This is a genomic window from Methylobacterium komagatae (assembly GCF_042661665.1).
Taxonomy (GTDB): domain Bacteria; phylum Pseudomonadota; class Alphaproteobacteria; order Rhizobiales; family Beijerinckiaceae; genus Methylobacterium; species Methylobacterium komagatae.
The window spans coordinates 3,111,961-3,124,948 of record NZ_JBHSWN010000001.1 but is presented as its reverse complement, the minus strand read 5'-3'; the positions used below and the strand labels follow the sequence as shown (position 1 = coordinate 3,124,948).

Sequence of the window (12,988 nt, the reverse complement as noted above, 5' to 3'; positions counted from 1 at the left end):
GCCGACATGAGGTCGGCGGCTATCGGTCTTAGCGGAACAGCGAGAGCACGTTCTGCGAAGACGAGTTGGCGATCGAGAGCGACTGAATGCCGAGCTGCTGCTGCGTCTGCAGGGCCTTCAGCTTGGTCGACTCCTCTTCGATGTTGGCATCGACCAGCGAGCCGATCGAGGAGGTGTTGATGTCCATGAGCTGCTGCGTGAAGTCGGACTGAGACTTCAGCAGGGTCGACATCGAGCCGAGCTTCGACGCGCCGGTCAGAAGCTGCTGCGTCGTGGCGTCGACGATCTTCAAATAGGTCGAAATCGTCGCCTGGTTGGCGGTGGTGATGTCAATCGTCTTGAGCGACACCGTTGCAGGAACGGTGACGCCGACACCCGTCAGGGTGTAGGCCGTGTCCATGAAGCCCTTCTGGCCTGTCGTCGCCGTCGGGGCCGCCACCGTGACGTCGGTGAAGGTCGAAGCGGACGCGATCGTGGTCATCGCAGTGGTACTGGCGGCAGTGCCGGACGCCGTGGCAGCATTATCGAAGAGGATGAAGGCCGACGTATCGAGCTGGGTCTTGCTGACCGAGACCGTGGCGCCGACACGCGAATAGGCCGCGACCAGGTTTTTCGTGGCGCTGAAGCCGGTCGCGTCCGACTTGACCGTGAGCCAGTTGGAGCCGTTCATCACGGTGTTGTCGGAGTAGGTCTGGATCGCGTTCAGCGCGACCTTGATGTCGTTCTGAAGCTTCGACTTGTCGGCCTGCTCGGAGGTGGCCGAGGTCAGGGCGTTCTTGATGGCAGTGAGCTGGTCGATCACCTTGTTGAGGCCGGCCGAGGCAGCGTCGATCGAGTTCTTGTCGAGGCTCATCGCGTCCTTCAGGGCGCTGAGCGAGCCGTTGTCGGACTTCAGGGTGGAGGCGATGGCCCAGTAGGCGGCGCCGTCGGCGGCCGAGGTGATGCGCTGGCCGGTGGACACCCGGTTGCTGGTCGTGTCGAGCTGCTGGTTGATCGAGCGCAGGGTCTGCAGCGCGATCGTGGCAGAGGTGTTGGTCAGGATGGAGGTCATGATACGCAAACCCTATGGCGAGCTGTGACGGTCGGGGAGTGTCGGTCTGACATCCGGGCTCGCACCGGTGCTCGCGGAGCGGCATCATGCCTATGCCCTGGGGGCATTCCGCGGCGCTTCCGGCCCCCTGAATGCGGGGGCCTTGGCAGGGTCCGGGCGGTGCTGGCGGCCTTGCCGCGCTCGCTCCCGCTCCGGTGACGCTGAAAATTGCGCGGGTCCTGCTACGGAAGCGTTAAACCGGGCGGCTACGTCCAAGGGATGCGTGGGGGGCTGTGGATGACGTGGATGGAGGCGGGGCTTCAGCCCACGAAGGTGTAGCCTGCCATGCGCTTGGCCTCGATCGGATCATGTCCGAGCCGGGCGCGCAGCTTCTTGCGCAGCTTCGAGATGTGGCCCTCGACCACGCTTTCCTCGCAAGCACTTTCATGGTCGCCGTAGACCGCGTTGAAGATCTGCCCCTTGGTGATCTGACGGCCGCGGTTCTTCGCGAGGTATTCGAGGATATGACGTTCGCGGCGGGGCAGGAGCAGGCTCTCGCCGTCGATCTCGGGATCGCGCCCGTCCTGATAGACGACGAGGCGACCGGCGCGCGGCGCCTCCGCCTCCAGGGCGGCGCCACGGCTCACACGGCGGCGAATTGCGTTGGCGCGGGCGATGATCTCGCGGACATGGACGGGCTTGCGCACCACATCGTCGATGCCGGCAGTGAAGAGGGCGAGGGTCTGCTCCAGGGAGCGAGTCTCGTTCAGAGCGATGATCGGCGCATGCGACAGGGCGCGGATCGTCGCCGCGTAGCCCGCCCGGTCGGTGCAATCGCCGAGCACGACACCCTCGATCGTCTCGAGGTCCTGCGACTGGGCGCCGTTGAGCCAGATCTCGAAACCGTCCGTCGGGAAAGCCCGGGCGGCCACGCCCTCCTGGCCGAAGCCGGCCACGTATTGATCGGTCACGCTGACCCGCTCGTCGATGACGATGAACATCCCGGTTCGTCCTCAAAGCGCAAGGCTCTGCCGCCGCCCTGTGCATGAAGCACGGGCGTGGAGGGCAAATGCCTGGCGGTCTCGCTTGTTTTTGGGGGAGTTGCTTCGCGGAATTCTTGAAAAGACTTCGGCGTTACAATCGGTAGACGTATTGAGTTCGTTATTCGATGATCGAAGGAATAAATTTACAATGGTTAATGGATGGTTAATGCGGCTCTGAGAGCTTAGGTGCGCCGCCGTCCATGCGATAGAAATGCAACAGCCATCACAGGGCTGTGAGAGAAAGGCGACGCTTCCTTAGAGTTACGGCCGAGCTAGGGGTCTCAAAAGCCTGAGGACCATTCACGGGTCAGTGCCCCGCGGTCGAATGATCCTTTTCTAAGCTTTGGTCCTTCTTACGGCCCCGAGCACGTTGCTACTTCAGCGTGTAGTTTCGCCCTTGGTCGGGGCGACGAGCAGGACGAGGGCACCCAGGACGATGCAGGCGATAGAGCCCGCCAGCACGCCGACCTTCACTTCGGACTCGAGGGCGGGTGTCTCCGCGAAGGCCAGCAGACCGATGAACAGGCTCATCGTGAAGCCGACACCGCACAGGATCGCCACGCCGTAAACCTGCGCCCAGGTCGCGTGGGCGGGGCGCTGCGCCAGCCCCATGGCCGCGCAAGCGAGCACGCAGCCGAAAACGCCGACCTGCTTGCCGATGAAGAGGCCGAGCGCGACCCCGAGGGTGACAGGTTCGAGGAGCATCCGCCATTCGAACTGGGCGAGCGACACGCCCGCATTGGCGAAGCCGAAGATCGGCAGGATCAGGTAGGCCGACCAGGGCTGGATCGCGTGTTCGAGCCGATGCAGGGGCGAGGCCGGATCGTCGGGCTTTCCGGCGCTGAGGCGGAGCGGAATCGTCAGGGCCAGCAGCACCCCGGCAACGGTGGCATGCACGCCCGATTTGAGTACCAGGACCCACAGCACCAGCCCGAGCAGCAGGTAGGGCGTGAGGCGGCTCACGCCCGCCTTGTTCAGCCCGAAGAGCACCGCGAACGTCAAAGCCGCGCCGCCGAGCATCGGAAGCGAGAGATCGGCTGTGTAGAAGGCGGCGATGATGACCACCGCGCCCAGGTCGTCGATGATGGCGAGCGCCGTCAGGAACACCTTGAGCGACACCGGCACCCGCGAGCCGAGCAGGGCCAGCACGCCCAGGGCGAAGGCGATGTCCGTCGCGGCCGGAATCGCCCAACCGCGCAGGGTTTCCGGCGAGGACAGGTTCACCGCGCAATAGACCAGTGCGGGTGCGGCCATGCCACCGAGGGCGGCGAGGCCGGGCAGGATGCGGTCGGGCCATGTCCTCAGGCGCCCGTCCAGCATCTCGCGCTTGATCTCCAGACCGACGAGCAGGAAAAACACCGCCATCAGCGCATCGTTGATCCAGTGCAGGACGCTAAGCGGGCCGAGATAGGCCTTCAGCGCGCTGAAATACACATTGGCCAGGGACGAGTTCGCCACCGCGAGGGCGAGCGCTGCGCTCGCCATCAGAACGAGGCCGCCGCCGGCTTCGCCGGTCAGCATGCGTCTGAGGGCCGAGGCCGGGCGACGAAGCGTGCGTGGTGCCTGCATGCTCCGGGGGGTGCCAAGGATGCCGCCCCGGTTCAAGTCAAATCGGTCCGCCGCCTGGGTTATTTGGCGGCGTCTCTCGTTTCTCGTACGAGATCGAGGACGATCTCAGTCAGTCTTTCCTGCGCGCCGTCGGTGCTGAAGTTGTGGTCGGCCCCTGGGGCAATCAACAATTCGCGCCCGAGGCGACGGATGATCCCGCGCGGGGAGCGGCCGAGCTGTGCATGAGCATCGGCAATGCCGACATCACCTGCGCTGTAGACGAGGACGAGGCTTTGCCCGCGTCGGCGCAGCGATGCGATCCGTCCGGCCACCATGCGTGCGCGGTCCGCCCGCGAGCGCAGCAGCGCGGCCAGCTTGTCCCGCACCCGAGCCAGTCCGGCTCCGAAGAGATGGCGGGCAATCGCCGCGATACGGATGTCCCCGCGCAGCAGTCGCATCCAGGCCTCCCGCCGCTTCAACAGCGAGGCGTAGCTCGCCGTGCTGCGAAATTGGTGGCGCATGATCGCGTCGAGGTCGTCGCTGCCGTCCCAGTCGAACTTGTACAGGTTCACGAGGATGGCAGCCCGGATGCGTTCGTCGGCGCAGATCGTGTGGAACGCGAGATAGGCGCCGCTGCATGTCCCGAGCACGATGACACCCTCCGGCGGGGTGACGTGATCGAGCACGGCGCGGAATTCGCCGACCGTGTCAGCGACATAGAGGGGATATTTTCCGTCTGGCCTGTCCTCCGTCTCGCCGACGCCGCGCTGGTCCCAGCGGAAGGACGCGATCCCGGATGCGGCCAGCACGCGTGCCATGTCCGTGCTCTGCCGCCCGTAACCGGAGCGGATGTTCATGCCGGAATTGATGAAGACGACCAGCGGCGCGCCGGGCTGCGGACGTGTCGGCGTGCACAAGATGCCGGTGGCGTGGGGCAGGCGCACGGGTTTTTCCAGCCATCCCTCGCCGGAGATGGACGGGTCCGGCTCGGGCGGGCGTGGCTCGACGCGTCGCGCGGGGATGCCCTCTGCGACGAAGCCGACGACGCGGGCGAAGGCCTCGTGCGGGATCTCGGCACCGTAGGGGTTGGCGAGGAATTGCGACTGACCGGGGAAAGGCTCGAGCGAGGCGACGCTTCCGCGAGCGCGGTAGAACTCCACGAGCCCGGCCGGATCCGCTCCGAGCACGAGCACCCGAGCAGGCGCCGCGCCGGGCGGGGCCGCCTTCTTGATGTCGGCCGAGGGGAGGTCCGCTAGGAAGGCGGGGCTCAGGCGGTGCCCGCCGATGACCGGCGAGGCCGGATCCTGCGGGATCGCCGTGCCGTCCGGCATGGCGTCGGCGGTCTGCGACCAGAGGGTCATGGCGCGCAGATAGGCGCGGCCCGAGGCGAAGGGCGACAGCAGCGCCAGCCCGTCGCCCTCACCGGACAGCGCGGCCAGGGTCGCCCCGAAGCGCAGCCCCACAAGGTATACCTCCTCCGACCCGTCGTGCTCTCGCAGGTAGCGGACGGCCCGGCGGATCGCGCCGGTCTGGCCCCCGATCCGCCCCGCTGACTCGTCGGCGGATTCACCTTCGCCGGGATAGTCGATGCGGAGCGTCGAAAGCCCCGCCGCGTTCAGACGCAGGGCGAGCTCGCGCAGGCCGCGATAGGTCGCCACGCCCTCGAAACCGAGGGGCGGGCACAGCACCACGCCCCGGCCCGAGCGGCCGGGCGTGTACCAGCCGAACAGCCCGTCGATGGCGACTGCGACGGCGGCGCTCATAGCCGCCGCCGCCAGAGGAGCAGGCGGAGCGGGGCCGCCTCGCGGTCCGCACCGTAGGGCAGGACGTGAGGGCTGGGCGAGCAGGAGCAGGCGAGGAAAGCCAAGACCCACTGGAACATGTGGATGTCGGGCTGCGGCAGCGAGGATTCGTCGTAATTGTACAGAGCGAGGATCGCGAGCATGGTGAGCGTCCACCAGCCCTCCGCCAGCCTGCCGGTGCCCATCGCCTTCAGCGCGCGCCACGTCGTCAGAAGAGCCGTCCAGGCCAGAAGACCGAGACCGAGCAGGCCGATCTGGACGATGGTGTCGAGGTAGCCGCTATGGGCGCTCGGAGCCTTCCAGCCGATCTCGTACCAGATGTCCCCGACCATGCGCGTGTCGGGCAGCCAGAACGCGGAATAGCCGTAGCCGAGGATCGGCCAGCCCCCGCTCGCCTGCTTCACCGCCTGCCAGATCTGGACGCGGCCGGTCAGCGTCTCGTTCTTGCCGAGCGCCCCGTACACAGCCTTAGGATCCATGACCATCACGAGGGTGAAGGACAGGATCAGCACGGTGAGCAGGATCATGCAGAAGATCGAGCCGCTCGTGCCGCGCATCCACAGAAGCGCATAGACCGTGCTGGTGACGATCATCAGGAACAGCACGAGCGCCGTGGTCGATTGCGCCAGCCGGATGACGATCACCGCCATGACCAGGGTCGCGAGGTCGAGGGCGGTGACGCGCTGCCGTTTGAGCACCACGTACATCAGCGCCAGCGTGCCCACGACCATCGCGTCGCCAAGCGAGTTCTTCTGGTTGAACACGCCGCGAATGGCGCCCGCATATTCGCCGAGATCGTAAGCGGAAGATGGGATCAGCACCGCCGCTGCGAGGCTCGCCCCGGCGGCGATCCACGTCACGAGCACATGCACGCGGCAGAAGGCGAGCGTGCCCAGCACGGTATGCGCGTAGACCGCGAGCGCCATGAGGCTTGCGAGGGAGACCGAGCGGCGGAAGCTTGCTTCCGGCGCCTGGGACCATAGGCTGGTGCAGGCCGCGAGGGCGAGCACGAGCAGGAACGGGGTGAGGACCGGCAGCGCCCGCGCCTGAAGGGTGCGGTAATGATAGCCGAGCCAGACCAGGGCGCCGAGGATCGCCGCCTGGATCGGCGTGTTCAGGGCGCTCGATTGCGTGGCGATGTCCTCGACCGGGCTGTTCGTGCCGAAATTGACCCCGAGCAGCATCAGCGTCGCGATGATGGTGACGACGAGTTGCCATGTCGTGACGGGGCGCATCCGCGCATCCCCGGACGGCTCCTGCGAGCGCGCGCGAGCAGCCGAAGCCCGCAGGCTCGTGGATGCGCCGGCGGGTTCAATCCCCATAATGTACCGGCCCATCACGTCCCGGTCCCTGGCTCCCCGATCTCGTTCGTTGACTATTCACCATAAAGTTTTCGGAGCGCTCTGTGGCGGGTTCGTTGGAAATCGCTTAATGAGAATAGAGAGGATCGCGCTCTGCCCCGTCAAGGGCCATGACCGAAAACGTGTGGGTATACATCTTCATACATGTGACGGATGCTCATTACTGAGAGACGCGGGCCAATCATGTGCTACAATACAGGTCGTTCCAGTAACAGTTTGTGAGGATCGGGCATGGGGCAGGTGGATGCGGTAAAGCCGCTCTCCAGGCGTGGGCCTGAGAGGCGCTACCTCGTCATTGCCCCGAGCCGGGACGAGGCGAGCACCCTTCGAACGACCCTCGACAGCTTGCTGCGCCAGACGTTGCCTCCCGCCAAGCTCGTCTTCGTCGATGATGGATCTACGGACGAGACGCAGGCCATTCTCGCCGAGTATCGCGAGCGCATGCCTTATCTCGACGTGGTTCGTCGTGTGGATCGTGGAGTGCGCAAGGTCGGGCCGGGGGTCATCGAGGCGTTCAACGAGGGGCTCGGCACCGTCGACCTTTCGCAGTTCGAGTTCCTGTGCAAGCTCGACATGGATCTCGACCTGCCGGATGGGTATTTCGAGGGCCTCGTCGCGAAGATGGACGGCGATCCCCTTCTCGCGACCTGTAGTGGCAAGCCCTATTTCCGCGAGGCGGCGACCGGGGAATTGGTCAGCGAGCACATCGCGGACGAGTTCGCGGTCGGGATGACGAAGTTCTACCGTGTCTCGGCGTGGCGGGAGATCGGCGGCTTCCCGGTCTCCATCGGCTGGGACGGGATCGATTGCCATCTCTGCCGGATGCACGGCATGCGGGCGACGAGCTTTCCCGATCCCGAGCTTCGCTTCATTCATCTGCGGCCCATGGGGTCGAGTCACATCAGCCTGTGGCATGGCCGGATGCGCCATGGCCTCGGCGCCTGGGTAATGGGGACGCCGCCGCTCTTCATGCTGGCGGCGACCGTCTACCGGTTGAACAAGCGTCCGCGCGTCGTCGGCGCCGTCGCGATGCTGCTCGGCTATCTTCAGGCGTGGCGGCAGGGCGTGCGCCGCTTCGACAAGCCCGGCTATCTCGCCTTCGTGCGCTCCTACCAGCACCTCGCCCTGGTGATCGGCCGCACCCGCGCCGCCGAGCGCATGCGCCAGCGCGCGGCGCAGGGTGGACGGGCGCCGTCCCTGGACGGTGCGATGCATGGCCATCGTTGACCGGCGCTCCCTGCTGGCAGGGGCGGCCTGCCTCGGAGCGGCGCCACTTCTCCCGGCTGCCGCGTGTCAGGCGCCGCGTCCGAGCCTCGCCGCCCTGGCTGAGGCGCGCGGGCTCCTGTTCGGCATGAGCGTCACGACCTCCCTCGAGCACTTGCCGCGGCTCAAGCAGGTGGCTCTGGCGGAGGCGGGGATGCTCGTGCCCGGCGTCGAGCTGAAATGGGCCGGAATCGAGCCCCAGCCCGGCCGGTTCGATTTCGCCCCGGCCGACCGGCTTCTCGACCTCGCGCGGGCGCAGAAACTCAAGGCCCGCGGCCATGCCCTCGTCTGGCACGAGGCCCTCCCTACCGAGGTGGCGCAGACCCGTGCACCTGCCGCCATGACGGCCCTGATGAAGCGCCACATTCAAACGGTCTGCGGGCGCTACGCGGGCCTTTTGCATTCCTGGGATGTAGTGAACGAGCCCATCGAGCCGGGGCCCGACCGGCCGAAGGGCCTGCGCCGAACCCCGTTCTTCGAGGCCCTGGGAGAGGAATACATCGACCGGGCCTTCGGCCTGGCCGCCGAGACGGATGCCTCCGCGATCCTGACCCTGAACGAGTACGATCTCGAACTCGACACGCCCTGGCATGCGAGCCGCAGGGCGGCGATGCTGGATCTGCTGAACCGACTGATCCGCCGGAACGTGCCGATCCGCGCGCTCGGCATCCAGGGGCATCTCGCGCCAGGGCGGCAGGGCATCCTGAAGCCGGAGATCTTCGCTGCCTTCCTGCGGGACGTGGCCAGCCTGGGACTGTCGATCTTCATCACCGAGTTCGACGTGGTCGATCGCGAATTGCCCGCCCCCGTGGCGAAGCGCGACGAGGCCGCCGCGCGGGCGGCGCAGGATTATCTTGCGGTTGCCCTTGCCGAGCCGGCCGTCCGCCTGCTCGTCACCTGGGGCGTGAGCGACGCCGACAACTGGGTCGACGGCAACGAGCAGTTCCGCCGCCGCGACGGCCTGCCCGCGCGACCGAACCCCTATGACGACGCCTTCTGCCCCAAGCCCCTGCGCGCGGCCATCGCCGAGGCTTTGCGTGCGGCGCCGGACCGAAGGGGCCACTGATGGATTCTCGCGATCCTGGAGGAGCCTTCGCCAGAGCCGGTGCGCGGGTGGGCCGCTTCACCGAGCGGGCGCTGGCGCGTCGTCTCTCGCGCCGTCCCGCGCCGCTGCCAGCAGATTTCCCGCCGACGATCTCCTTCACCTTCGACGATTTTCCGGAATCGGCCTATGCCAACGCCCTTCCGGCTCTCGACCGAGCGGGGGCGCTGGCGACGTGGTACGTGTCCTGCGGCTTACTGGGGAACTCGAGCCCGGTCGGGCCGATCGTTTCGCCCGAGCGGGTACGGGCGCTCCACGCCGCCGGACATGAGATCGGCGATCACACCTACAACCATCTCGACGCCCGTGCCGTCCCGGCCGAAGCCTATGACGGCGACCTCGCGGCCAATCACGCGGCTCTCGGTCGCCTTGTGCCCGGCCTGCGCCCGGCCTCCTTCGCCTATCCCTACGGCCAGGTGACCCTCGGCGCGAAACGGGCCGCCGCCGCGCGCACCATCACCTGCCGGGGGACGGAATCGGGCATCGCGCGCGGGACGCTCGATCTTGCGCTCCTCCCTGCCGTCGCCCTGTACGACCTGTCCATGACGCGCGAGCGCATCGAGGCGCTGATCGGCGACGTGGCGCGCGCAGGGGGTTGGCTCATCGTCTACACCCACGATGTTGCACCCGGTCCTTCGCCCTGGGGCTGCTCGCCGGATCTGTTCGAAGCGACCCTGGCAGCCTCCCTCGCGGCGGGCCTGCGGATCGCCACCGTCGGTGCGGTCGCCGCCGAGATCATGCCGGGAGAAGGGCCGTGAGCGCCGGGATCCGCGTCAGCGTGGTGATCTGCACCTACGAGCGGCCGCTCTTGCTGTCGCGTGCCCTGCGCACGGCGCGGGAGCAGACCTTGCCCCCCGGCGTCACCGGGGAGGTCGCCGTCGTGGACAACGCACCGAGCGGCAGCGCCCGCCCGGTGGTCGAGGCCATCGCGGCCGAGCCCGGCCTGCCCGTGCGCTACCTCGCCTATCCGGTGCCGAACATCAGCCATGCCCGAAACCAGGGCGTCGCAGGGACTGAGGGTGACCTCGTCGTGTTCCTCGACGACGACGAATGGTGCGAACCGGGCTGGCTCGCCGCCCTCGTCGCCACCGCCGAGATGAGCGGAGCCGATGTGGTGTTCGGCGCCGTGGAGCCGGATTTCGTGGATGGCGCGCCGGATTGGGATCCCGAGGGCCGCCCCCACCGGCGGCGGCTCTCCGCGCCGAGCGGCACGCCGATGGGGATCCGCCATGATGCGGCGGCGAGCGGACGCTGGATGGGCACCGGCAATTCTCTCCTGCGCCGGGCAACCTGCCTCGCTGGGCCGAACCCGTTCGACCCGGCGCTGGGGCGCGTGGGCGGAGAAGATCACGACCTGTTCGTGCGCCTCGCCGCGCAGGGGCGTCGCATGGTCTGGTGCGCCGAGGCAGTCGTCCACGAGGTCGTGCCCGCCGACCGTGCCACCTTCGCGGCGCTCCGCCGCCGCAACTGGCGCGGCGGGCAGCAATGGGCGGTCATCGCCATCCGGCGGGCGCGCCATCCTCTTTCCAAGGCCGTGCTGGTGACCCTGCGGGCGGCGGCGCAACTCGGCCTCGTGACGCTCCAGCGGCTGGGCACCCGCGATCCTGCCATTCTCCCCAAGCGTCGCCTGAAGGTGGCGCAAGTCGCGGGCAAGCTGTGCTGGTGGATGATGCCGCGAGGTCACCGATGACCGGCGCCCTCACCGTCGAGACGCATCGCGACGTCGCCTCCGCCTTCGCGCAGGTGCGGCCCGCGACCATGGCGGGCTATGCCTTCCAGAGCGAACCATGGCTCGCCTGCTATGCCGAGACGATCGGCCGGGCGGCGGGCGAAGAGCCGCTGCTCCTCATCCTGCGGGAGGATGGGATCGCGCGGCTGCTTGTACCGCTCTCATTCGCCCGGCGCGGTTCGATACGGACAATCGCCTTCCTCGGCGGCCGGGTGACCGACTACAACGCGCCTCTCTGCGACCCGGCCTTCGCCTCCGGGCTGGACGGCCCGGCCACGGAGCGGCTGTGGCAGATCCTACGGGTGGCCTTGCCCCCGCACGATGTCCTCGATGTCACGAAGATGCCCGCGACCCTCGATCCGCCGGACGGCGTCGCTGGGCCCGTGCCGAATCCCCTCGCTCGCATGCCCGGCGCCAAGCTGGCCGGGCTTGCCCAGGCGCTTGCCATCAGCGGTGATTACGAGGCCGTCAGCGCGAAGTTCTCGACGAGCTTCAACGCCCGCCAGCGGCGAAGCTGGCGCAAGTTGCGGGGCCGCGGCGCGGTGGAATTCACCGTGGCGGAGACGCAAGCCGGAATGGCGCCGATCCTCTCGGCGATGCAGGCGATGAAATCCCGGCGCTGGCTGGAGACCGGTAACGCGGATGCATTCGCGGACCCGGCCTTCCGCGCCTTCTATGATCGCATCGCCATGGTGACCCTGCCGGAGGGGCATATCCATGGCGATCTGATGCAGGTCGATGGGGTGCCCGTCGCTGCGCATCTCGGCCTCGTCCAGCGCGGCCGGTTCTACTACCTGATGCTGGGCTGGGAGGCGGGCGAATGGCGCGCCTACGCCACCGGCCGACTGATGCTGGACGCGATGCTGCGCTGGGCCTGCGGCGAGCGCCTCGCGCTGTTCGATTTCACCGTGGGGGACGAACCCTACAAGCAGGATTGGGTCGATACCGACCTGCCGCTCTTCGCTTGCGAGACCGCCGCCTCCGCGCGCGGCCGGGCAGCCCTCGGCGCCCGCGCCGTCAAGCGCGGTCTGCGCCGTCGCGCCAAGCGGGTGCTGTGGCTGCGGAACGCGATCCGCCGCCTCAACGGCCGCCCGCCCATTCAGGAGCCGGCTTCGTCCGGCCGACAAAAGGCTCCCGACACCGCATGATCCCCGTTCTCGTCCTCGGTGCCACCGGCTTCATCGGACGGCACCTCGTTGCCGCGCTCGCGGCCTCGCCGGATTTCCGTCCCGTCGCGCTGGTGCGCCGCCGGGCCGCGTCCCTGCCGCCCGGCACCGAGACGCGGCAGGCGGATGTCACCGATCCCACCGCGCTGGCACAGGCGATGACCGGCATCGGCATGGCGGTCAATTGCGTGGCGGGCGGCGACGCGGCCATGGTCGAGGGCACCCGCAACCTCTGCGCCGCAGCCAGAGCGGCGGGGGTGACGCGCCTCGTCCACCTGAGCAGTATGGCGGTTTACGGCCCGGCGACGGGCCTCGTCGATGAATCGAAGGCGCTCGATCCGTCACTCGGCGCTTATGCCCATGCCAAGGTCGAAGGCGAGACCATCGTCGCCGGGTCCGGCCTCGATTTCGTGATCCTGCGGCCGGGCTGCGTCCACGGCGCGGGCTCTCCGCAATGGACCGAACGGATGGGACGCCTCCTGAGGCAGCACCGGCTCGGCGATCTCGGCGCGGCCGGAGACGGCACCTGCAACCTGACCTACGTGGACGATCTGGTTGCGGCCATCCTCGCGAGCCTGCGCAAGCCGAGCGCGACGGGGGAGGCCTTCAACATTTCCGATCCGGACCCGAAAAGCTGGAACGCCTATCTCGTCGGCCTCGGCCGTGCCATCGGCGCCGTGCCGGTGACGCGCATCTCGCCGCGTTGGCTGAAGATCGAGACCAAGATCGTCGCCCCGGCGGTCACGATCGCACAGCGCACCGCGGGGCGTGTCGTTTCAGGTCTGCCGCTTCCAGCTTGCGTGCCGCCTTCGCTCGCGCGGACCTTCGGCCAAGACATCGTGCTCGACCATCGGCGGGCGAGCACGGAACTCGCCTTCCCCCGGACGCCGCCGGACGCGGCCCTGGCGGCCGCCGCCGCTTGGCTGCGAACCCGGTTGTAGGAG

General features: G+C 68.0%; 11 protein-coding genes. 6 read left to right on the top strand and 5 right to left on the bottom strand.

The window, feature by feature from the left end:
* Positions 1 to 28: 28 nt before the first annotated feature.
* The 5 genes from ACFQE0_RS15510 to ACFQE0_RS15490 form a co-directional block, all read right to left on the bottom strand.
* Positions 29 to 1,051: a flagellin N-terminal helical domain-containing protein gene (locus ACFQE0_RS15510; protein WP_378971180.1), complete on the bottom strand. Its 1,023-nt coding sequence runs from the start codon at positions 1,049 to 1,051 to the stop codon at positions 29 to 31.
* 299 nt (positions 1,052 to 1,350) lie between these two features.
* A complete protein-coding gene (locus ACFQE0_RS15505; RefSeq protein ID WP_378971178.1) occupies positions 1,351 to 2,031 on the bottom strand; it encodes a response regulator transcription factor in 681 nt (226 codons plus the stop codon).
* Positions 2,032 to 2,451: 420 nt separating this feature from the next.
* Positions 2,452 to 3,642, bottom strand: coding sequence for a Na+/H+ antiporter NhaA (gene nhaA, locus ACFQE0_RS15500; RefSeq protein ID WP_378971176.1), 1,191 nt, complete (start codon positions 3,640 to 3,642; stop codon positions 2,452 to 2,454).
* Between the two features lie 59 nt (positions 3,643 to 3,701).
* Positions 3,702 to 5,384, bottom strand: coding sequence for a serine aminopeptidase domain-containing protein (locus tag ACFQE0_RS15495; RefSeq protein WP_378971174.1), 1,683 nt, complete (start codon positions 5,382 to 5,384; stop codon positions 3,702 to 3,704).
* Positions 5,381 to 6,658, bottom strand: a complete 1,278-nt coding sequence (locus ACFQE0_RS15490) for an O-antigen ligase family protein (RefSeq protein WP_378971172.1) — start codon at positions 6,656 to 6,658, stop codon at positions 5,381 to 5,383. The genes ACFQE0_RS15495 and ACFQE0_RS15490 overlap by 4 nt, the downstream gene beginning before the upstream one ends.
* 357 nt (positions 6,659 to 7,015) lie before the next feature.
* Between ACFQE0_RS15490 and ACFQE0_RS15485 the strand changes: the two genes are divergently transcribed.
* From ACFQE0_RS15485 to ACFQE0_RS15460, 6 genes are read left to right on the top strand one after another with little or no spacing between them, the layout of a single operon-like run.
* A complete protein-coding gene (locus tag ACFQE0_RS15485; protein WP_378971169.1) occupies positions 7,016 to 8,011 on the top strand; it encodes a glycosyltransferase family 2 protein in 996 nt (331 codons plus the stop codon).
* Positions 7,998 to 9,113, top strand: a complete 1,116-nt coding sequence (locus ACFQE0_RS15480; protein WP_378971167.1) for an endo-1,4-beta-xylanase — start codon at positions 7,998 to 8,000, stop codon at positions 9,111 to 9,113. The genes ACFQE0_RS15485 and ACFQE0_RS15480 overlap by 14 nt, the downstream gene beginning before the upstream one ends.
* Positions 9,113 to 9,907, top strand: a complete 795-nt coding sequence (locus ACFQE0_RS15475) for a polysaccharide deacetylase family protein (protein ID WP_378971164.1) — start codon at positions 9,113 to 9,115, stop codon at positions 9,905 to 9,907. The genes ACFQE0_RS15480 and ACFQE0_RS15475 overlap by 1 nt, the downstream gene beginning before the upstream one ends.
* On the top strand, positions 9,904 to 10,839 hold the full coding sequence (locus ACFQE0_RS15470) for a glycosyltransferase family 2 protein (RefSeq protein ID WP_378971162.1): 936 nt from the start codon (positions 9,904 to 9,906) through the stop codon (positions 10,837 to 10,839). Before ACFQE0_RS15475 ends, ACFQE0_RS15470 begins: the two co-directional genes overlap by 4 nt.
* Complete coding sequence (locus tag ACFQE0_RS15465) at positions 10,836 to 12,026, top strand: GNAT family N-acetyltransferase (RefSeq protein ID WP_378971160.1); 1,191 nt, start codon at positions 10,836 to 10,838, stop codon at positions 12,024 to 12,026. Before ACFQE0_RS15470 ends, ACFQE0_RS15465 begins: the two co-directional genes overlap by 4 nt.
* Complete coding sequence (locus tag ACFQE0_RS15460) at positions 12,023 to 12,985, top strand: NAD-dependent epimerase/dehydratase family protein (protein WP_378971159.1); 963 nt, start codon at positions 12,023 to 12,025, stop codon at positions 12,983 to 12,985. The genes ACFQE0_RS15465 and ACFQE0_RS15460 overlap by 4 nt, the downstream gene beginning before the upstream one ends.
* Positions 12,986 to 12,988 lie beyond the last annotated feature (3 nt).

What these genes read in the sequence shown, in the direction of transcription:
- ACFQE0_RS15510 (WP_378971180.1), bottom strand. Translation starts at nt 1,051, where the DNA reads ATGACCTCCATCCTGACCAACACCTCTGCCACGATCGCGCTGCAGACC.
- ACFQE0_RS15505 (WP_378971178.1), bottom strand. Translation starts at nt 2,031, where the DNA reads ATGTTCATCGTCATCGACGAGCGGGTCAGCGTGACCGATCAATACGTG.
- nhaA (WP_378971176.1), bottom strand. Translation starts at nt 3,642, where the DNA reads ATGCAGGCACCACGCACGCTTCGTCGCCCGGCCTCGGCCCTCAGACGC.
- ACFQE0_RS15495 (WP_378971174.1), bottom strand. Translation starts at nt 5,384, where the DNA reads ATGAGCGCCGCCGTCGCAGTCGCCATCGACGGGCTGTTCGGCTGGTAC.
- ACFQE0_RS15490 (WP_378971172.1), bottom strand. Translation starts at nt 6,658, where the DNA reads ATGCGCCCCGTCACGACATGGCAACTCGTCGTCACCATCATCGCGACG.
- ACFQE0_RS15485 (WP_378971169.1), top strand. Translation starts at nt 7,016, where the DNA reads ATGGGGCAGGTGGATGCGGTAAAGCCGCTCTCCAGGCGTGGGCCTGAG.
- ACFQE0_RS15480 (WP_378971167.1), top strand. Translation starts at nt 7,998, where the DNA reads ATGGCCATCGTTGACCGGCGCTCCCTGCTGGCAGGGGCGGCCTGCCTC.
- ACFQE0_RS15475 (WP_378971164.1), top strand. Translation starts at nt 9,113, where the DNA reads ATGGATTCTCGCGATCCTGGAGGAGCCTTCGCCAGAGCCGGTGCGCGG.
- ACFQE0_RS15465 (WP_378971160.1), top strand. Translation starts at nt 10,836, where the DNA reads ATGACCGGCGCCCTCACCGTCGAGACGCATCGCGACGTCGCCTCCGCC.
- ACFQE0_RS15460 (WP_378971159.1), top strand. Translation starts at nt 12,023, where the DNA reads ATGATCCCCGTTCTCGTCCTCGGTGCCACCGGCTTCATCGGACGGCAC.